This window comes from Paenibacillus senegalimassiliensis (genome assembly GCF_001486585.1).
GTDB classification, from domain to species: Bacteria; Bacillota; Bacilli; order Paenibacillales; family Paenibacillaceae; genus Fontibacillus; species Fontibacillus senegalimassiliensis.
In genome coordinates this window covers 51,563-71,656 of record NZ_LN909044.1, presented here as the reverse complement: position 1 = coordinate 71,656, position 20,094 = coordinate 51,563, and the positions used below count along the sequence as shown (strand labels likewise).

At 49.9% G+C, this 20,094-nt stretch carries 20 protein-coding genes and 1 pseudogene; 17 read left to right on the top strand and 4 right to left on the bottom strand.

Going from position 1 to position 20,094, the window contains the following annotated elements:
• Nucleotides 1-5 precede the first annotated feature (5 nt).
• A complete protein-coding gene (locus BN3279_RS06100) occupies nucleotides 6-1,331 on the top strand; it encodes a family 43 glycosylhydrolase (RefSeq protein WP_089153438.1) in 1,326 nt (441 codons plus the stop codon).
• A gap of 380 nt (nucleotides 1,332-1,711) precedes the next feature.
• Here the strand turns inward: BN3279_RS06100 and BN3279_RS06095 are convergent, their stop codons facing one another.
• Nucleotides 1,712-2,614 (bottom strand): AraC family transcriptional regulator, encoded by a 903-nt coding sequence (locus tag BN3279_RS06095; protein ID WP_059049762.1) that lies wholly within the window; start codon nucleotides 2,612-2,614, stop codon nucleotides 1,712-1,714.
• 207 nt (nucleotides 2,615-2,821) lie between these two features.
• On the opposite strand from BN3279_RS06095, the gene acpS reads away from it, so the two are divergent.
• From acpS to bglS, 9 genes are all read left to right on the top strand, one after another.
• Nucleotides 2,822-3,220 (top strand): holo-ACP synthase, encoded by a 399-nt coding sequence (gene acpS / locus BN3279_RS06090; protein WP_059049761.1) that lies wholly within the window; start codon nucleotides 2,822-2,824, stop codon nucleotides 3,218-3,220.
• 12 nt (nucleotides 3,221-3,232) lie between these two features.
• Nucleotides 3,233-4,309, top strand: a complete 1,077-nt coding sequence (mutY, locus tag BN3279_RS06085; RefSeq protein ID WP_059049760.1) for an A/G-specific adenine glycosylase — start codon at nucleotides 3,233-3,235, stop codon at nucleotides 4,307-4,309.
• A 545-nt stretch (nucleotides 4,310-4,854) separates the two neighbouring features.
• Nucleotides 4,855-5,739: an AraC family transcriptional regulator gene (locus tag BN3279_RS06080; protein ID WP_059049759.1), complete on the top strand. Its 885-nt coding sequence runs from the start codon at nucleotides 4,855-4,857 to the stop codon at nucleotides 5,737-5,739.
• Nucleotides 5,740-6,073: 334 nt separating this feature from the next.
• Nucleotides 6,074-6,937, top strand: coding sequence for an ABC transporter permease (locus tag BN3279_RS06075; RefSeq protein WP_232436805.1), 864 nt, complete (start codon nucleotides 6,074-6,076; stop codon nucleotides 6,935-6,937).
• A gap of 52 nt (nucleotides 6,938-6,989) precedes the next feature.
• Complete coding sequence (locus tag BN3279_RS06070; RefSeq protein WP_059049757.1) at nucleotides 6,990-7,883, top strand: carbohydrate ABC transporter permease; 894 nt, start codon at nucleotides 6,990-6,992, stop codon at nucleotides 7,881-7,883.
• A gap of 25 nt (nucleotides 7,884-7,908) precedes the next feature.
• Nucleotides 7,909-9,549, top strand: coding sequence for an extracellular solute-binding protein (locus BN3279_RS06065; RefSeq protein ID WP_059049756.1), 1,641 nt, complete (start codon nucleotides 7,909-7,911; stop codon nucleotides 9,547-9,549).
• 12 nt (nucleotides 9,550-9,561) lie between these two features.
• Entirely contained in the window at nucleotides 9,562-10,539 is a 978-nt protein-coding gene (locus BN3279_RS06060) for an N-acetylglucosamine kinase (RefSeq protein ID WP_059049755.1), read from the top strand.
• A complete protein-coding gene (locus tag BN3279_RS06055; RefSeq protein WP_059049754.1) occupies nucleotides 10,536-11,846 on the top strand; it encodes a 6-phospho-beta-glucosidase in 1,311 nt (436 codons plus the stop codon). The genes BN3279_RS06060 and BN3279_RS06055 overlap by 4 nt, the downstream gene beginning before the upstream one ends.
• 13 nt (nucleotides 11,847-11,859) lie before the next feature.
• On the top strand, nucleotides 11,860-12,627 hold the full coding sequence (gene bglS / locus BN3279_RS06050; protein ID WP_059049753.1) for a beta-glucanase: 768 nt from the start codon (nucleotides 11,860-11,862) through the stop codon (nucleotides 12,625-12,627).
• Nucleotides 12,628-12,760: 133 nt separating this feature from the next.
• On the opposite strand, the gene BN3279_RS06045 is transcribed toward bglS, so the two are convergent.
• A complete protein-coding gene (locus tag BN3279_RS06045) occupies nucleotides 12,761-13,279 on the bottom strand; it encodes a MerR family transcriptional regulator (protein ID WP_059049752.1) in 519 nt (172 codons plus the stop codon).
• 176 nt (nucleotides 13,280-13,455) lie between these two features.
• Between BN3279_RS06045 and BN3279_RS06040 the strand changes: the two genes are divergently transcribed.
• The gene (locus tag BN3279_RS06040) at nucleotides 13,456-14,307 is read left to right on the top strand and encodes an aldo/keto reductase (RefSeq protein WP_059049751.1); all 852 of its coding nucleotides are present in this window, start codon (nucleotides 13,456-13,458) and stop codon (nucleotides 14,305-14,307) included.
• A gap of 98 nt (nucleotides 14,308-14,405) precedes the next feature.
• On the opposite strand, the gene BN3279_RS06035 is transcribed toward BN3279_RS06040, so the two are convergent.
• Both BN3279_RS06035 and BN3279_RS06030 read right to left on the bottom strand, forming a co-directional pair.
• A complete protein-coding gene (locus tag BN3279_RS06035; RefSeq protein ID WP_059049750.1) occupies nucleotides 14,406-14,618 on the bottom strand; it encodes a hypothetical protein in 213 nt (70 codons plus the stop codon).
• A 60-nt stretch (nucleotides 14,619-14,678) separates the two neighbouring features.
• The gene (locus BN3279_RS06030) at nucleotides 14,679-15,293 is read right to left on the bottom strand and encodes a superoxide dismutase (RefSeq protein WP_059049749.1); all 615 of its coding nucleotides are present in this window, start codon (nucleotides 15,291-15,293) and stop codon (nucleotides 14,679-14,681) included.
• Nucleotides 15,294-15,711: 418 nt separating this feature from the next.
• Between BN3279_RS06030 and BN3279_RS06025 the strand changes: the two genes are divergently transcribed.
• From BN3279_RS06025 to BN3279_RS06000, 6 genes and pseudogenes are all read left to right on the top strand, one after another.
• Nucleotides 15,712-16,155, top strand: coding sequence for a GNAT family N-acetyltransferase (locus tag BN3279_RS06025; protein WP_059049748.1), 444 nt, complete (start codon nucleotides 15,712-15,714; stop codon nucleotides 16,153-16,155).
• Between the two features lie 158 nt (nucleotides 16,156-16,313).
• On the top strand, nucleotides 16,314-16,928 hold the full coding sequence (gene lepB, locus BN3279_RS06020) for a signal peptidase I (protein WP_059049747.1): 615 nt from the start codon (nucleotides 16,314-16,316) through the stop codon (nucleotides 16,926-16,928).
• Nucleotides 16,929-16,951: 23 nt separating this feature from the next.
• Nucleotides 16,952-17,392, top strand: a complete 441-nt coding sequence (rnhA, locus tag BN3279_RS06015) for a ribonuclease HI (protein ID WP_059049746.1) — start codon at nucleotides 16,952-16,954, stop codon at nucleotides 17,390-17,392.
• A gap of 82 nt (nucleotides 17,393-17,474) precedes the next feature.
• A pseudogene (gene queG / locus BN3279_RS06010) lies at nucleotides 17,475-18,615 on the top strand (tRNA epoxyqueuosine(34) reductase QueG); the annotation flags it as partial.
• Between the two features lie 93 nt (nucleotides 18,616-18,708).
• Entirely contained in the window at nucleotides 18,709-19,743 is a 1,035-nt protein-coding gene (locus tag BN3279_RS06005; RefSeq protein WP_059049744.1) for an HD-GYP domain-containing protein, read from the top strand.
• 92 nt (nucleotides 19,744-19,835) lie between these two features.
• Nucleotides 19,836-20,066: a YneF family protein gene (locus BN3279_RS06000; RefSeq protein ID WP_059050462.1), complete on the top strand. Its 231-nt coding sequence runs from the start codon at nucleotides 19,836-19,838 to the stop codon at nucleotides 20,064-20,066.
• The last annotated feature ends 28 nt before the right edge of the window (nucleotides 20,067-20,094 follow it).

The window sequence follows — 20,094 nt, the reverse complement described above, 5'->3', positions numbered from 1 at the left end:
CGACAATGGCAATAGCCGGGACGGGAGTCGTAAACTTTTATAATGTGCTGCTACAGGATGGAGCCGACCCATGGGTGTATAAGCACACGGACGGGTATTACTATTTCACCAAAACCACCGGCAATAACGTGACGATTTGGAAATCCCGGCACTTGACTGATCTGGATGCCGGTCAGACCCGGGCCATTCCAACTGGAGGGCATAATATATGGGCGCCTGAGCTTCACTATGTTAACGGAGCCTGGTATGCGTATTATGCCAAGGATGACGGAGACAATGCCAATCACCGCATGTATGTATTGGAGAATACCAACGCCGATCCACTGCAAGGTACATGGCAGGACAAAGGGCAAATTACCGATGCGACCAATAAGTGGGCTATCGATGGTACGGTATTGCAGGTGAATGGACAATTGTATTTTATCTGGTCTGGCTGGGAAGGCAATGTGAACGTCAGTCAGCAATTATATATCGCTCATATGAGCAATCCATGGACCATTGATTCTGCACGGGTGGAAATCTCGCGTCCTACTCTTGCATGGGAGACCAATCATTCTCCGCTCATTAATGAAGGGCCGCAGGTTGTCGTGCGAGGGAGCCAGATCCATCTGGTGTACTCCGCCAGCGGCAGTTGGACGGATGATTATTGCCTGGGGCTGTTAACAGCGAATATCTCGGCGAATCTGCTTGATCCGGCTTCATGGCACAAGCATAGCCAGCCGATCTTCAAATCGGGCAACGGATTGTATGGACCGGGCCATCACTCCTTTACGAAGTCGCCTGATGGCACCGAGGATTGGATTGTCTACCATGTCGCTAAATACCAAGGGGCAGGCTGGAATCGTGAGGTGCGATTGCAGAAATTCACTTGGCATACTGATGGTACGCCGAACCTGGGGGTGCCAGCTAATCCGAATGCGCCGATTGTCTTGCCTTCGGGCGAAGGCTCTCGTGTTCGGTATGAGGGAGAGCAGGGGACGTTTGCCGGTGTAGCGTATGCCTCGGGAAGTCCAAACGGTTCGGGCGGGCAAAAAGCAGGCCATATTGATACGCCAGAAAGCTATGTACAGTTCGAGATTGAGGTTGCGGTGTCAGGTGAATATGTATTGCTGGCCCGAACAGCCAACGGTACGACAGGTGCTTCATGGTCTCATTTGATGCTCAGTGTAAATTCCGCTCCCGCCAGTCCATTCTATATTACACATAAGGGCTGGGAGAATTGGGGGTTATCGACGGCGAACATTCATCTTACGGCGGGCGTGAATACCATTCGCTTCTCCAAGGGAGATGGATATGGCGAAGTAGACTTCTTCGACATCAAGCCGAAGTAAGGCATAGAGTTTAGAAAGCCAGTGCAGGGAGCTTATCAATGCTTCCCTGACACTGGCTTTTATTGATGTAACCGCTCATTGGGGGGATGCAAATGGGATGCAAGTGCACAGCTAGTGGGAAATTCTCCCGCTAATCTACGGAAAAAGGCTGAATTTTGAGATTTAACTGGAAAACCTCCCTATAAATCCGTACTTTATGGCCATATTTAGCGTTTTAGTCCGAATTATATGGAGGAATTCCCTATAATCATGTTTTATTACTCTCAAAGCGATTTTTATATGGAGATTTTCCCGTTAATTAGAGAGATTCAGAACGTTGAGAATGGCCTCTCTTCCGCAAACAGATTAGTCTGTAGAGATAGAGATGGTAGCTGTATCCATTATGATTTGGCTACGGGTTGAACCGGAATATAGATGTCGATTTGCTTGCCTTCCTTCGGCCAGCACCGTTCGTCGTACCACTCAAAATCAGGGGCAGCTACTTGTTCATAGCCTGATGTAGGGAACCAGTCGGTAAAGATATCGTCCCAGGTTTGCTGAATGGAAGCGACGAATTCGGTCTGGCTAGCCGGGGGCGTCGTGAAGATGGCGTATGTGGTCGCCGGAATGGTGTATTCGGTCAATCCCTCGGGAACGGGCGTTGTTTCACTGACCTCGAAGCCGATGATATAAAGGAAGGAGCCGTCTTCATTTAATGTAGTGCATACGCCTAACTCAACATTGGGATTTGTCTTGCCTGGTACAGTTCTTCCCCATTGTTCCTGGATGTATTGTTGCCAGAAGGCGGGGATCTGGGCGTTGTTCTGTCCTTCAACGGTGGTTGTGTTCATGGAGTAGCCCATAATGTGCATGGCTGGCAATGACTCGACACGATATTGCATGTCATAATCTCTCCGATCATAGGTTATTGGGTTGTTCATGTTACGCAGTAAATTGGCTTTGGAAACAATGCAGGTCAAATGACCTTGCTTACGGCATTCTGTTGGTAACATACCGAACATTTTGCGAAATGCTCGGGTGAAGGCCTCGTGGGAGCTGAAGCCACAGCTCAAAGCGATGTCCAGTACCTTTAACTCGGACGTGGTTAACAGCTCAGCCGCCTTGGAGAGTCGCCGCTTGCGGACATAGGAAGTCATCGTGTCTCCTACAAAATACAGAAAGGTGCGGTGGAAATGGTATTCAGAATAGCCCGCAGCCTTGGACACCCCGGCTAGTGTAAGTTCTTCCCCTAGCCGTTCTTCAATATAGTCGACACTTTGTTGAATAATGGTGATTTGGTTCATGAACCTTTCCTCCAGACCGGTCAAAAAGAGGTAGTGCTTAAGTTAACTATAAGTTTAGTATAGTCCAGTATAACGGTAGTTTCTTGATCATGCTTGCTCTTTATATCACAGATTCGCGTCGTGGGCCGTTCCCTGCTACAATGGGAAATGGCAGTGGCTTGCCCGCGTGGAAGCCCGGCTGGGTAATGAAGGAAGAGGGGATTTGCCTTGATTCTTGGAGTAGGACATGATGTAGTGGAAATTGAACGTATTCAGCGGATGCTGGACGGAGCGGCAGGCGAACGTCTGCGCCGGCGGATCTTAACACCTGCCGAACTGGAGCTACCAGGACAATCCGCTCGCCCGGCTGAATTTCTGGCAGGACGCTTTGCGGCGAAGGAAGCGATTAGTAAGGCTTTTGGCTGTGGCATTGGAGGTGTTCTCGGTTTTGGCGATATGGAGATAATGCCAGATCGGGCTGGCCGTCCTGCTGTCACGCTATCAGCAGCAGCCTGGGATCGCCTGGCTCTGGACAAGCAGGGGACTGGGCGCTGTGTCATACATCTTAGTATTACGCATGAACGGCAGTTGGCTTCGGCTTTTGCTGTTGTGGAACGCGTGGAATAGAAGGAGAGCAGGATGCAGGAGAGCAAGATTTTCTTTAGTACGGAATTGCTGATATGGTACGAAGGGGCGAAGCGGGATCTGCCTTGGCGCAGACATCGCGATCCTTATTATATATGGGTGTCGGAGATTATGCTTCAGCAGACGCGGGTGGATACGGTGATTCCGTACTTCCAGCGTTTCATCGAGCGCTTTCCGACGGTCACCGCTTTATCGGAGGCGCCGGAGGAGGATGTGCTCAAGTGCTGGGAAGGGCTAGGCTATTACTCGCGAGCCCGCAATCTGCAAGCGGCGGCTACGCAGGTTGTAGAGCGGCACGGTGGCATCGTGCCGGATAACAAGGCGGAGGTATCCGCCTTGAAGGGGGTTGGCCCCTATACGACAGGGGCCATCCTGAGCATTGCCTTTAACCGCCCGGAGCCGGCGGTGGATGGCAACGTCATGCGGGTGCTATCGCGTTACTTCATGATTGAAGAGGATATCATGAAGACGGGAACGCGCACCCTCATGGAAGAATTGGCCGCGGAGCTGATTCCGCAGGGGCGGGCCTCGGACTTCAATCAGGCGTTGATGGAACTGGGCGCGCTGATTTGCACGCCCAAATCTCCGCAATGCCTGATCTGCCCGGTCATGGCCCGTTGCACCGGCAGGCTTGAGGGCGCGGAGGAGCGCCTGCCGGTCAAGACCAAGGCGAAGCCGCCCGGCCCGGCGATGGACCGCCTGGCCGCGGAGCTGGCCGGGGCGGGAGTGATCGCCCGGCCGGAAGGGGCGATGATGAACGCGGAGCACACGTTCAGCCACATCCATTGGAACCTCCGCGTCTTCCGGTTTGCGGCGGAGGTTCCAGGTACAACGAGCCGCGGCGTGCCGGACGCGGCCCGGCTCAACAGCGCTAGCACCAGCGGCTTTGCTCAAATGGCTGCCGTTGCCGAGAGCACAGCCGGATACGAGACGGCTGGTGATGCTGGTGACGTTGGCGTTACTGGCAGCACGGGCAGCACGGCCGAATATCGTTGGATTACTCGGCAGGACATGGACAAGCTGGCTTTTCCTAATGTTTTCTTGAAAATATTAAACAGTTACTTTCAATAACTAGGTCGATCCTTATGACTTACGCATTAGCGGGAAATAGTCATGCTAATTGGCTGATATCAGACCTGAAACTCGAATTAAAGGGAAATTGTCCCTATAATTTAAGCGATTTCTCTCGAATCACTGTAATTCGGAAGAATTAGCTGGAGGATTTCCATATAAGAGCAGCAGATATAGGTATGTGCAGCATTTTAGCTGGAGGATTTCCTTCTAATCATAAGCTGAACGAAAGAATAAGCCATCATAATTACATCCAACCCGTACAACAACAGCCTTCTTATCCATGTCAAAAGTAGATAAGGGGCTGTTATTTGTTGGTTTGAGGACGGGTTCTCCCGGCATCGTGCTTTTGAGGAGCAAAAGGGTAAGCTGTGTCGGATATTATTCTCTTCTACCCACCATACTCACCCCTCCACCCTAAGGAGCGGCATCCGTGAACCAAGTATCCGGTAAGTCTCATTAATGGTATATTTATACGTATATTAGTAGTAGTTAACCCTGCGGATGCAGCTTGGACACTTTGCCTCAAAGGAGAGAAGCGAATCATGAAACTGGTCGGATCGGGGGGAGCTATCCCCAGGGAGAAAGTATTGTTGGACAAGAGATATCCACTTTATATTGCAGAAACGGTGGGGGTGAATGCCCAATACCAAAAGCTGCATTGGCATGATGTGCTGGAGATTAACTATATTTCCTCCGGTTGTGGCTACTACATCATTAATGGGAAGACCTTTGAATTCAAGGAGGGTGACATTCTCCTGATTAATTCTAATGACCTGCATTGTGCTTACGAGATGCGTGATCTGGTCATTCTGGTTATTGAATTCGACATCGCCTGGTTCGCCGGGAGCCTACGGTATGATCCGGAGATTCTAGCTCCGTTCAAAGAGATGGGGATTCATTTCACGAACCTGCTGGATCGAAATTCCCCGTACATCGGTGAGCTGCGTATTTTGCTGCAAACTATGTTGAAGGAGCATGAGCAGGGGCAACGTTCTTACATTTCTCTGGTGCATGCCCTGCTGCTGCAATTTCTGTCCTGCGTCAATCGCTATTTTCGTTCAAATGTGGCACATCAAAGCCGTTCAGAAATCGGTTCTATACAGTTGGAGAAGGTGCGGCAGATCATCCATACCATGGAGGAGAAGTTGGCTCATCCCTGGACTCTGGAGGAGTTAGCTGCGTCTGCCTATCTTAGTCCTTCCCGGTTCAGCGATATTTTTCGCCGAGCTGTGGGTCGTCCTCCCCTTGAATACCTCATCCAGCTTCGTCTGGAGTATGCGCTTCGATTACTGGAAACTACCCCGCACAAGGTTAGCGACATTGCGATGGAGTGCGGCTTCCGCAGTCTATCCAACTTCAATCACTTATTCCGCAAACATTTTGATATGTCTCCCAAGCACGCTCGAACTCATATAACATCAAAATAAGGAAAAGCGCTTTTAATTTCCATGAAAATAACATAAACATAACATTGGAAGTTTCATATATACGTATTTAACGTTAATTCTTAAGTTTTCAGTAAAATATCGTTGCTTTTCAGACATTTAACGGGAGAATGTAGCTAGATAAGCTTATAAAATAGTCTCAAATGGAAGAAAACCTTACGCAAGAGAAAGATGCGTAAGGTCTTTTCTTCAAAAAAAGGGGGCGACGCTGCTGCAACCCAGTATACACAAAGAGAAAAAAGGTTTGAAACGGCTTGGCCGGGACCGCAAACCTAATTTGGCGGAGAACTTTCTCAGACAGTGGGATGTTCAACTAATGGTCGTACCGGCACTGTTGTTCATCTTGGTATTCAGCTATATCCCCATGTACGGGGTGTTGATGGCGTTTCAGGATTACAACATTTTTACGGGCTTCATGGCAAGTCCGTGGGTGGGCTTCAAGCATTTCGAAATGTTCTTTCATGCCCCTGAGTTCTGGAGTGTTATCCGTAACACGGTGGTCATCAGTTTGCTTAAACTGTTTATCGGATTTCCAGCCCCGATTCTGCTCGCCCTAATGCTGAACGAAGTGCATAACCGGGTGTTCAAGCGGACCATACAGACCATCAGCTATTTGCCACATTTCATCTCGTGGGTGATCGTTTCCGGGTTTGTTACCTCGCTATTGTCAACGGATAATGGAAGCTTCAATATTTTATTGCAGCAGCTTAACCTGATTGACGAGCCTATCAATTTCTTGTCTATTCCAGAGTATTTCTGGACCATTCTCGTGACGACAGGAGTTTGGAAGGAGATTGGGTTCTCCTCCATCGTGTACCTGGCCGCCATTGCAGGAGTGGACCCCCAACTTTATGAAGCGGGAGCCATGGACGGAGCCAGCCGGTTGCGGCAGATGTTCTCCATTACGCTACCTTCCATCTTACCGGTCATCATCATTTTTCTCATCCTGAACATTGGTAATTTGCTGAATGCGGGCTTCGAGGACATCTTGCTGCTGGGCGCCAATCCGGTGCTACGGGATGTAGCGGATGTCATCGACACTTACGTGTACCGCGTAGGGATCCAGAACAACCGATATTCTTATGCTACGGCTGTCGGATTGTTTAAGGGAGTGCTTAGTGTGGCGCTGCTGGCTGCGGCTAACTATGCCGCCCGTCGGTCGGGGAACAGCCTATGGTAGTAACCGCCGTTTGTTCTGACAAGCACGCCAATCGGAAGAGAGGGAAGACGCAATGAAGCTGGCTCTGGGCGACAAGACGCTGTCCGCGGTCATTTACATCCTGCTGTTCGTGCTGGGGTTTGTCGCTTTTTATCCCTTCTGGAACGCTGCTGTAATCTCCTTCAATAGTGGAAATGACACGATGCGAGGGGGCATTACCTTCTGGCCGCGGGAGTTTACTCTGGAGAACTATGCGGTGGTATTCAAGGACGACCGGCTGCTGGGCGGCTTTGCCGTATCTGTGTTGAGAACGGTAGTGGGTACCTTGTTATCCATTTTGGCTACGGCTATTTTTGCCTATGGGATGACCAAGACCTGGTTGATTGGCCGCAAGTTCTATATGGTGGTATGCATTGTCACTATGTTCTTTAGCGGTGGGCTTATTCCTACGTACTTGCTGATTCGCGAACTGCAACTGATCGATACATTTTGGGTTATGGTCGTGCCAGGACTGATCAGTGTGTGGAACATGATCATATTCCGTACGTTCTTCAAGGGGATGCCCGCAGGTCTCGACGAGTCCGCCCGCATTGATGGTTGCTCCAACTGGGGGGTGTTGTTCCGAATTATCCTACCGCTGTCTGGACCGGTGCTGGCGACGTTGGCCCTGTTCACCGCCGTGTATCACTGGAATGACTGGTTCGCCCCTAGTATCTATATCTCTAACGTTGATTTGCTGCCGATACAAACCAAATTGCAGCAGATATTGAACTCAAACATCATGCTGGAGCAGATGTCACAGATGGATTCGGCGGCTGCCAGCCATTTGAACCGAATGAAGACGGTCACCACCAAATCATTGTCCATGGCAACGATGATGGTCGCGACAGTACCCATTTTGTGCGTATATCCGTTTGTGCAGAAGTATTTTGTGAAGGGTGTCATGATCGGGTCTTTGAAGGAATAGTTCCGCAAATGAGGGGGAGTCTTGGATGAAGCATTGGAAACATTGGATAACAACAAAAAGGCTGATGTTCACCGCCATACTGGCCGCCGTGTTGGCATTAACCGCTTGCTCAAGCGGAGGGGCTGGCAACAAGGCTAATGAAGGAGCTCCGCAAGGCGGAGGGGAAGCTACGGGAGAAGCGGGTCCGCTGACATTCACTTTCTATGGCCACTATGACTGGTACACCATGCCCAACTGGGGAGAAGACTTGTCCACCAAATGGATTCAAGAGAACAAGCAGGTCACCGTGGAGCCCATCAGTTCTGGCGGCAACGCGAAGCAGAAGCTGAGCACCATGATTGTATCCGGAGAACTGCCGGATGTGATCTGGATGGAACGGGGAGCGGATGTGGAGAAGTTGCGCTCTGCTGGCATGCTGGTTCCCTTTGATGATTATTTGGAGAAATATCCGAATTTAAAAAAATGGGCCGGGGACTCCACGCTTGATATGCTCCGGTCACCCGACGGCAAGCTGTATCAGTTCCCTAACTGGTATACGACGCAGCCTAACGGCAATGCAGGGTATCTGGTCAATAAGAAAATCTACAATGAACTTGGCGCTCCATCTTTGGAGACAACCGATGATTTGTATGCTTATCTGAAGCAAGTAAAGGCAAGCTACCCGAATGTTGTGCCTTTGGAGGTCGGGCAGGGAGGCGCTGGGATAGAAATATTGACGACGGCGTTTGGTGAGAATTATCCTGCTACTTTCACCGCAATGAAGGGTGTACCTTCGGAGAATCAATTGAATTCGCTGTTCACCGACCCGGTGTTCAGAGAAGGGATAGCATATGCCAATAAGCTCTACCGTGAAGGGTTAATCTCACAGGATGCATTCACGCAGAAGCTGGAGCAGGTTGAGCAGAAGGTAAGGAATGGACAGGTAGCGATGTACGTAGCCTCAAGTCCGACAGAGTTTGGAGCTATTGGCAATGCGTTGCTGTCGGCAGAAGATCCGGAGGCTGGCTATATCATGGTATGGCCTATTCATAAGGCTGGACTGGATAAGAACAAAATCTATCCCGGCGATTACAAGCAACAGGGCTGGAACGTGAATGTCATTACCCGCTCGGCCAAGGACCCGGAAGCGATCTTTGCCTTCCTGGATTGGATGACTGGTTCCGAAGGACAACGAATCATCATGTGGGGACCGGAGGGGTTGTATTGGGAGGGTGCGGATGAAGAAGAAGCTCCTTTATTTACGGAGAAATTCACTTCGGATACGAAAGGCCGCGATGAATTGATGAATGCCACCGTCAACTTCCAATGGGTGGGCAATACCGTGTATGTAGATAATTCGAAGATGAAATTTGAATCGACTCTTCCGCCGGAGAAGCAGAACTGGGAATCGAGATGGCAGTCGGAGATTACCTGGAAGACGCAATACAATACGACAGAATTTACGAACCTGGATCCAGCGGGAGACAGCGAAGAAGGCATTGCGGCGCAAAGTGTACTCGATATCTATACCAAGGCTCTGGCGTCGGCAGTCATGAATGCGAAGTCTGAGGCGGATGTGGCTTCCACGTTCGATAAGGCAGAAGCGGATGCACAGAAGGCGGGTTATGCCAAATTGTTGAAGTACAAGACAGAAAGATGGCAGGAGAACTTAAGTAAGCTGAAATAGGAGAGGACGGCGTTGAACTACTATTTGGGAATAGACGGTGGTGGGAGCAAAACCTTGGCCGTCGTCACCGATGAGCAGGGCACAATCCTGGGCCGGGGGCTGAGTGGATGCGGTAATCACCAGGTCCAGGTGGAACTGGCGCGGAGCAGCATTCAACAGGCGGCCGAGGAAGCAATGAAGCAAGCCGGTATTACTCGTAATCAGCTTAGTTATGCGATGTTTGGCCTGGCTGGCGCCGACCGGGAAGCAGATTTCCAGGTGCTGCGACCGATGATTGCGAATATGCAATTTCCGGTGTATGGCATTGTATGTGATACAGAGATTGGGCTGCGGGCTGGTACACGGCAAGCGGATGGCGTTGTCTTGGTATGTGGCAGCGGCACTAACTGCTATGGAATTAACAAGCAGGGCGAATCCCTACAGGTCGGAGGCTTCGGATACATGTTCGGCGATTTCGGCGGCGGAGGCGAACTGGCGGTAGAGGTGTTCCGCACGGTGATTCGTGCTTGGGAGGGCAGGGAGAGTTCAACCCTCCTGACCGAAGCGGTTCTGCAAACCCTGGATTATCCCTCAGTGGAGCGTTTGTTCCATGATTATCTAGATCGTGGAGCACGGGCTCCAAGACATTTAACCAAGCTGCTGTTCCAGGTAGCAGAGCAAGATGAAGCAGCGAGAGAAATTCTTCAGCGGCAAGGGCGCGAGCTTGGTAAGGCTGCTGCTGCGGTCATTGGCAAGCTGGACATGATGCAGGATCGCTTCGACCTGGTGTTGGTTGGCAGCGTGTTAACCCGTGGCGATCGTCGGTTCATTACACCGCAGATCGAGGAGATGATCAAGCCGTTAGCTCCAGGGTGCCGCTTGCGACGGTTAACAATGGAACCTGTGGCGGGTGCTGTTCTGCTAGCTATGGAGAAGTCCGGGCATCACGTGGAAGATGTGGTATATGACCGACTTAATGAAGGGTTGTCAGTAAAGGAGGAGCAAGCATGAAGCGGGAACTGAAAATCGCCGTCATCGGTGGAGGCTCATCGTATACACCCGAACTGATAGAAGGGTTTATTCAAAATTATGAGACTCTGCCCGTCACTGAAATCGTACTTGTGGATATTCCGGAAGGAGCGCACAAGCTGAAGATCGTGGGGCAGCTTGCCGGGCGTATGATTGAGGCATCGGGGCTACCTATCAAGCTTGCGATGACGATGGATCGGCGCTCTGCACTGGTCGGGGCAACATTCGTCACCACCCAGATGCGAGTGGGGCTGCTGCAAGCCCGGGCCTGGGACGAGACGATACCGTTGAAATACGGCATGATCGGCCAGGAGACAACGGGACCGGGCGGGATGATGAAGGCCTTGCGGACAATCCCGGTGCTGCTGGATATTTGCAAAGATATCGAAGAGCTCTGCCCCGATGCCTGGATGCTTAACTTCACGAATCCGGCGGGAATGGTGACTGAGGCAATTTACAAGCATTCCCGCGTCCGCTCCGTCGGCTTATGCAATTCACCGATTGCGGCCTACAAATGGCTGTCGTCCTTGTACGAGGTGCCAATTGAGCGAATTCACTGCGAGTTTGTGGGCTTGAACCATCTACATTGGATTAGTCAAATTACTATTGACGGCAAGTCCAAGCTTGCGGAACTGCTTGACAACCAGGAGGGGTACTCCGCGCGCAATGTTCCACAGTTTGCCTGGAACGGCACTTTGCTGCAATCCCTGAAGGCTATCCCGTCTTACTATTTGAAGTATTTCTATTTGCAGCGGGAGATGCTGGAGGAACAGCAGCAAGCAGCCTCCCGTGGGGAGACGCGCGCCGAGACGGTTCAGCGTCTGGAGGATGAACTATTTGAAATCTACAAGGACCCTGAGTTGAAGGAAAAGCCAAAGCAGTTGGAACAACGCGGAGGAGCCTACTACTCCGAAGCGGCTGTGAAATTAATGAATTCTCTGTATAATAATTCCAGAGATATCCAGACACTGAATGTTGCCAATGGAGATACCTTGGACTTTCTCCCGAAGGATGCCTGCATTGAGGTGAATTGCCAAGTAACGAGTGAGGGGCCCCTGGTTCAGCCGGTTACGGTTGTTCCAGAAGCGGCAAAGGGGTTGATTCGATCTGTAAAAACCTATGAGCAACTGGCCATCGAAGCGGCCGTTACCGGTGACCGGGGAATGGCACTGCTGGCTTTGACACATCATCCGTTGACCTATTCCGTAAATGATGTTGAGAAAATGTTGGATGAGATGCTGGAGCAGAACCGGCGTTATCTCCCGCAATTTTTCGCCCAAATCCATTAGGAGGGATAATAAGATGAAGAAGATGATGTTAGGGAAAATTCGCGGTATTCTGAGTGCAATGATGCTAGGTGTAAGCTTGCTGTTGGTCATCCCGGCTTCGGCGGCAACCGGGTTCACAGAGAATTTGAACGCTGCAAACCCAAGCATGTTCTATATTTCAGATGGCTGGGCGAACGGCTCTGACTTTGGCGTGGCCTGGAAAGCCAGCAATGTTGAATTTAACAACGGGGTGATGGCTCTTCGGTTGGATAATGTCGGGTGTCCAGCTAACTGTTTGGGTAAGCCCTATGCTTCAGGAGAGTATGCCACGAATACCAAGTACGGATTTGGACGGGTTGAGGCGCGTATGAAAGTTGCTAAGGGGACAGGTCTTGTGACCTCCTTATTCACGTATTATAATGCGGACCCCAACGTTAATCTGAACGATGAGATTGATATCGAGATTCTCGGGAAGGATACGACCAAATTGGAAGTCAATTATTTTACGGCAGGGGTTGGTAATCACAGCACGATTATAGACCTTGGCTTTGATGCTGCGCTGGACTTCCATAATTATGCCTTTGAATGGTCTCCTACCTTCATTAAATGGTATGTTGACGGTCAACTAGTGCATACGGAGACGGGATCGCGGGGTCCATTGCCTACGAATCCTGGTCATATCATGGTTAACTTCTGGGCGGGGGCAAATGCGGCAGAGCAATACTGGACAGGGAAATTTGTTTATCCAGGCTCCCCGGTACGGGCTTATTATGACTGGATCAAGTTTACGCCAGCCAGCTAAGACCCTCTGACAATATAAATTAAAGTGCGAGTGCAAAAATTATTGAACTTCCTCTTATAAGTAAATTAGACCCTCCTCTTGGGTGACAGGTGAACACACCGTCTACCGAAGGGGAGGGTTCTTTTGGTGAAGCTTAACTTAATAGGGTATTCATCCCTTGGGAAGCGGCTACCGGGCATTGGACTGAAGCTTCGGATTCAGGAAGGTCCGTTGTTCTCAAGCGGGATGCCGGACAATCGTCTGGATCCTCCCGATGGGTCTCCCATTTGGCGGGATTGGTGGTGTCGGGCATACTCCCTTCCATAATGGCCTGATATTGGCGGGCCTTCTCCTCCAGATGGGCCACACGTTGCTTCGCCTCTTCAAGTTGGACCAACGCGGCCTCCCGATACTCCATCATCATTGCGAAGCGCTGGGGAACAGTCGAGTCCCCTTCAAGGCAAAGATCGACATAGGTTTTGATATTTTCAATCGGCAGTCCCGTCTGCTTGAGGCATTTGACACCGTATAGCCAGTTAATTGATTCTTCGTCAAATAACCGAATGTTATTTTTATTACGTTGCACGCTGGGAACAAGACCTTTATCTGTGTAAAAGCGTACCGCGTGTTCGGTCAATCCTGTCATCAGCGCGGCATCTTGGACGGTATACATAGGAAATTCCTCCCCTTAAAAAATATTGTTAAAGACCGCTTGACTTCGTGTAACACGAAGGCGCTAGGCTTATTGTAACGCAAATGAGCCGAAAGCGGAAATCCCCGCTGTGGTGCCAGATTTCAGGGTAAGGCGACCATTTGCCAATTTTATATTTAATACTAGGAGGAATAAATATGCACACCGTAACTCTAAACAATGGAGTGAAAATGCCGATTATTGGCTTTGGTCTCTACCAGGTTCCCGATGCCGAAGAAAGTGAGAATACCGTATACGAAGCGTTGAAGGCTGGTTATCGTCTGATTGATACCGCTGCCGGTTACCAGAATGAGGAGGCAGTTGGGCGGGCCATCAAGCGGAGCGGCGTGGCTCGGGAAGAACTGTTCATCACAACCAAGCTATGGGTTCAGGATGCCGGTTACGAAAAGGCCAAACTGGCGTTTTCCAAGTCTTTGGAGAAGCTGCAGCTTGATTATCTGGATTTGTACCTCATCCACATGCCTTTTGGCGATTACTACGGGGCTTGGCGTGCGATGGAAGAACTGTACGACGAGGGAAAAGTTAAGGCGATTGGTGTTAGCAACTTTTCGTCGGACCGTCTGATGGACCTGATTGGTCATAACAAAATCGTACCTGCGGTTAATCAAATTGAGACGCATCCGTTTCAACAACAGCTTGCAGATGCTGCTTTCCTGAAAGGGCAAGGAGTGCAACATCAGTCATGGGCCCCATTCGCCGAGGGACGCAACAATTTGTTTGGCAATGAGACGCTGGTCACTATTGCACAAAATCACAACAAAAGCGTGGCTCAAGTTGTGCTGCGCTGGCTAACTCAACGTGAAATCGTAGTTATTCCAAAATCAGTACGTAAAGAGCGACTTATCGAAAACATCAATATATTCGACTTTGAATTAAGTTCGGAGGAGATGGCCTCCATTACTGATCTTGATACAGGGAATAGTCTTTTCTTTGCACTCAACGACCCGGAAGTCGCCAAGATGATGGCCAATTGGAAGGTCGAGCTATAAACATTTGAATCAAATAATACAACATAAAAAACAGCCCGCCTGAATATTCAGGTAGGCTGTTTTATTAGAAGTATCCTATGCTTTTCTTCCGCACGTCATCAGTTCCGCAAATTTTCCACTGATTTCATATGGTTCTGCATATCCGGCTCCCGGTGTTCCTCCTCGGATACCTTGCCGGCATTCTCGGAAGCGTTGGTGCTACCAAGCGTCTGAACGAACTCCGTAAATTGTTGCTTTTGGGTATCGTCCGCTTTCTTGGATTTCAACATTTCCTTGGGATCGTTGGTTAGCCGTTCGTTTTCTGGTGTCATAAGTAACCTTCCTCTCTTGGAGTTGGTTTTATTATGGCCTAGCAACCGGCTTTTCAATGCCTATTTTTTGGCTTCTTCGTAGAGTCGATTCACTTCATCCCAGTTCACGACATTCCAGAAGGCTGCGATATAGTCTGGGCGTTTGTTTTGATACTTCAAGTAGTAAGCATGCTCCCACACATCCAGGCCTAGGATTGGAGCCAATCCCTCCGAAATCGGGTTATCCTGATTGGGGGTGCTGGTAACGGCGAGCTTGCCATCCTTGCCAACAACGAGCCAAGCCCAGCCACTGCCGAAGCGGGTTGTTGCGGCTTTGGCGAACTCCTCTTTGAATTTATCGAATCCGCCTAGTTCGCTGTCGATGGCTTTAGCCACTGCTCCTGTTGGTTCGCCTCCCCCTTTGGGGCCGATGACCTTCCAGAAGAGGCTATGGTTCGCATGTCCTCCGCCATTGTTGCGTACAGCGGTGCGAATCGATTCCGGGATGGCGTTCAGGTCGGAAATAAGCTCCTCTACACCCTTGCTTTGCAGCTCCGGTGACTTCTCCAATGCTGCATTCAGGTTCGTTACGTAGGTATTGTGGTGCCGATCATGGTGGATATTCATGGTCTGCTCATCGATATGAGGCTCTAATGCGTTTGCAGGATAGGGTAAAGCCGGTAATTCATGTGCCATGATAATAACCTCCGATTTAATTGGACTAAAAAGTCTCCCACTTTCTATATAAACATGTACAGCGGACTGTAATCATGAAGAAGGTGGCGAAAAGCGTAAACTCAAGATCACAGAATGGTAAAGTCGATAGGTATCTTTACATACTTAACATATTCCTATTATTGGTTCCTCATAAAAATATATGCATTTCTGTGAAGCATCTGAGGACATTTCGTAAAAGTTCACAATTGTAAACGCTTAATATAAAGCGTTTTCAGAAGAAAAATGATGTATTTGGGAGATTTATATGTTTTAATGGACAAGCAAGCAGTTTTTTCTCGTTTTTTGTCTGGATTCAAAATATTAGGTTGATGTAAAAAACAAGGAGCTTGTTTTCCTGCATCAGCCCATCTTGTATGAAGAAAAGGGAGATCATAGCATGCTTATTCGTTCCTTTCAGTTGAGTGATGCAAATCAAGTGATGGAGCTATTGCAGGTGGCCTTATCAGAGGATTGCTACGAAGACACCAAGTACGCGTTTGCCAGACAACTATCTTGGGATTCCGAACTGATTATGGTCGCAGAAGTGGAAGAAGAGATAAAAGGGGTCTTAATCGGAACAATTGATCAGAACACTGGCTGTATCTATCGAATGGCGGTTCACCCGGATTTCCGTCGTCGCGGAGTAGGGCGTAGCCTGGTATCTGCGATGGAGCAACGGTTTCAACAACGGAACGTACGCCGAATCATGGTTGCAGGGGACGAACATAATAAAGCAATCATGCCGTTATACGAAGCGATGGGTTACGGGGCAAGCAAATTTCTGGAGGCTTTCCAGAAGCTTGGTATTGCCGCAACACGTTCCTTATCAGGTTCCAATTGAACGATATTCCCTGGAATATATCGGGAAATGTTGAAGCATATTCTTTATCCATTGCAAATGGATGGAGGATATGCTTTTCTATTATAGAGATTGTTTAAAATTTTGTAGAATACATGAAGGTTACGATGGACATCTATCGAGCTTAGACGAGGTGTAGGATGGAACCGGGCGTATATACGGATAATCGAGAATTGGCGGAGGAGAGCAGCCCTAGGGCGCCTCATCACCCGCCTCATCACCCAGAGACTCATTGGGTTGCTGAATTGTGGGATATACTGAAGACGATGGTAGTGGCGTTTGTCATTATGCTGCTGCTGAATGTGTATGTGTTTAATTTGTCGATGGTTAAGGGGCAATCCATGGAGCCGACGCTGAAAGAGCAAGAGCGTTTATTTGTAGACAAGCTGGTTTACTGGTTCATGGACCCGCGGCAGGGAGAGGTCGTTATTCTTAAGGACCCGAGCATGGATGCTGCCAGGAAGTCATTTCTTGTAAAAAGGGTGGTTGCCGTGCCGGGTGATACGGTAGAGGTGCGCAACCAGCTTCTTATCGTTAATGATCAGCCGTTGAACGAGGTGTATACCGATGCTCTTATCGAGGACGGAGATATGGAAGAACTGAAGCTTGGCGAGGGGCAATATTTTGTCATGGGCGATAATCGTCATGCCGGACGCAGTAAGGACAGTCGCTATTTCGGTAGCGTCAGTGAAGAATTGATTATCGGACGTGCCGAGTTTGTATTTTGGCCTGTCGGAAGAATACGTGGATTATAGCTTTTTACTGTGGAGGGAAAACCGTGAAGGAAGTTACGATTTATACGGATGGAGCCTGCTCTGGCAATCCAGGACCCGGAGGTTGGGGGGCTGTACTGCTGTTTAACGGGCATCGCAAGGACTTGTCCGGCGGGGAAGCAATGACGACCAATAACCGAATGGAGATTCAGGCGGTTATTTCTGCGCTGAGCCAGCTTAAGGAGCCATGCGGGGTGAAGGTCTATAGCGATTCTGCTTATGTCGTGAACTGTTTTCAGCAGAATTGGATACGCGGTTGGTTGAAGAACGGATGGAAGAACAGCAAGAATCAGCCCGTGGAGAACCGTGATTTATGGGAAGAATTATGGCGGCTGATGGGGATTCATCAAGTGGAGTACGTGAAGGTAAAGGGTCATAGCGATAACGAACTCAATAATCATTGTGATCTGTTGGCCCGGGAGGCGATCAAGCGCTTGTCTTCATAAATGAAGGGAAATATGAAGCAAGGGAGTAGAACATCGCCTTCGCTGTGGCAGGAGTACATGAGCAGTCGGGAGGGATCATCGAATGTCAAAGACAGCACCCGAGCAGGTCAGTCTCCAGCAGGGCGAGAACCGCTGGGCCAAATTGAAGAAGGAAATTCAGGACGTAGCCGTGGAGCTTGGCATTGATGACATCGGCTTTGCCTCCGCAGACCCGTTCTTGTCCTTGAAGTCGGTGTTGCAGGATCGTCGTGACAAGGGGTACGAGTCGGGCTTCGAGGAACGCGATATCAATAAGCGCATATATCCGGAGTTGTCCTTGGACCAGCCGGCTTCGCTCATTTCGGTTGCGGTAGCCTACCCGTCAAAGATGGAGAATCCTCCAAAGTCGGAACCGGGTAATCGCCGGGGTATTATGGCACGGTCCGCCTGGGGCCGGGATTATCACTATGTGCTGCGCGAGGCGATGGACCGACTGGAGCGCTTCATTCTGGAACGCGTGCCTGAAGCGAGGATCGAGAACATGGTGGATACCGGCGCACTGGTGGATCGGGCGGTGGCCGAACGGGCCGGGATCGGTTTTAAGGGGAAGAACTGTGCAATCATTTCCCCCAAATGGGGCTCATGGATTTACCTTGGTGAGTTGATTACGAACTTGCCGTTCCCACCAGATACTCCGGTAACGGAAGAAGGATGCGGGGATTGCACCAAATGCATCGATGCTTGTCCGACCGAAGCGCTTGTAGGTCCCGGCGTACTGAATGCCCAGCGGTGCATTTCTTTTTTAACGCAAACCAAGGGCTTTGTAGAGGACGACTTCATGGTCAAGATTGGGAATCGGCTCTATGGTTGTGATACATGCCAGATTGTTTGTCCCAAGAACAAGGGGAAATCATGGAATCATCGGCCAGAGCTACAACCTAATCCTGAGCAAGCCAAGCCATTGCTGCTGCCGTTACTGGACCTTACCAATCGGGAGTTCAAGGAGCGATTCGGAGATACCGCTGCCGCCTGGCGAGGTAAGATGCCGATTCAGCGGAATGCCGTCATTGCGCTGGGCAATTTCAAAGATGCTGCTGCTGTACCGAAATTAATAGATATAATGGTTCGTGATCCCAGACCGGTGCTACGGGGGACCGCGGCATGGGCGCTAAGTCGAATTGGTGGAGAGGAAGCGAGGGAAGCCGTTGAGCAGGCGCTTCGAACCGAACAGGATGAAGAGGTGCTGACGCGATTGAGACGTGCTGCACGGAAGCTGGTAGCCACTGATGATGAGACCGATAAGACATGATCCTAACGTGAGCGTGGAGGGGTGACATATGTTATATATCAGTATCGATGATATTGAACCGGGGCAGTATTTGGGCAAGACCGTCTATTCGGCGAATGGAACCGCCCTCTTGTCGGCAGGCATTCAGCTTACCGTATTTATGATCAATACATTAAGACGGATTGGCGTGACCATGCTGTATATTCAAGATGCCAATTACGAGGATGTAGAGCCGGAAGAGTTGCTTAGTGAAGCGACGAAACAAGCTGTATTTCGGGAGATGTCCGAGACGTTGCAGGTCATTCGGTCGGGAAAGGAATGGAGTGCGCGCAAGGTCAGTGCCAGTGTGGACAGCCTACTGAGCGATGTGCTTGGCAACAAGGAGGCGCTACTCCAACTCACAGATATTCGTACGGCGGATAATGCTGCCTATTTGCACGCTGTGAATGTATGCCTTGTTTCCTCGATGATCGGACTAAATATGGGCTTGAATTTCTCTCAGCTTAAGGATCTGGCCATTGGAGCCATGTTGCATGACATTGGTAAAGCTACGTTAACTTCGGATGATGCCATTTCAGGTGACCCCAAAGATCATCATACCTGGCGAGGGTATGAGCTGCTGCGTCACAAGCGGGAGTTCAATTTGCTGATTGCCCATGCGGCGTTGCAGCATCATGAGCGCCCGGATGGAGCCGGCTTTCCTCGTGGCATCTCGGGGGATGAAATTCATTTGTTCGCCAGAATTGTCGCGGTAGCTAACATGTATGACAACCTCATCAGCGGGGGTGGCAAGGATGGTCGCAGGATGTTGCCCCATGAGGCTTGCGAGCATTTGATGGCTTGCTCGGAGCATGAACTGGATCATGAGGTACTCGTGGAGTTTACACGGATCATATCCGTTTATCCCAATGGTTCCTCTGTCCGGCTATCCACCAAGGAGACCGGGGTGGTCGTAAGACAGCATCGGGGCTTGCCAGGCCGGCCAGTGATTAGAATTGTACGGGGAGCCGGCGATGAGATGAACGTGTCTGAAATTGATCTGGCTACGGAGACCACCTTGTTTATTGAGGCGGTTCTGGCCTAAGCTGTTGAATCAAGGAAGGGTCAATGCTATTATATTTGAAGTGCGCCCGCCCGTCGGAACCGCACGATATTAAGGCAGGGGTGGCAAAAAATATGAATATTGTAATTCCAATTATTACTTTGGTCGTCGGATTAGTTGCTGGGTTTGTAATCGGGATATTCTATCTGCGCAGACAGATGACCAAAATGCAGAGTGATCCGGAAGCGCTGCAGAAAATGGCGAAGCAGATGGGCTATAACTTAAATGGCAAACAGATGCAACGCGCACAACAGATGATGAAGAACCAGAATGGCCCATCTCGTCAACGTCCAAAGAGAAAATAGCAACTTACACATGTTAGATGAAATGAAG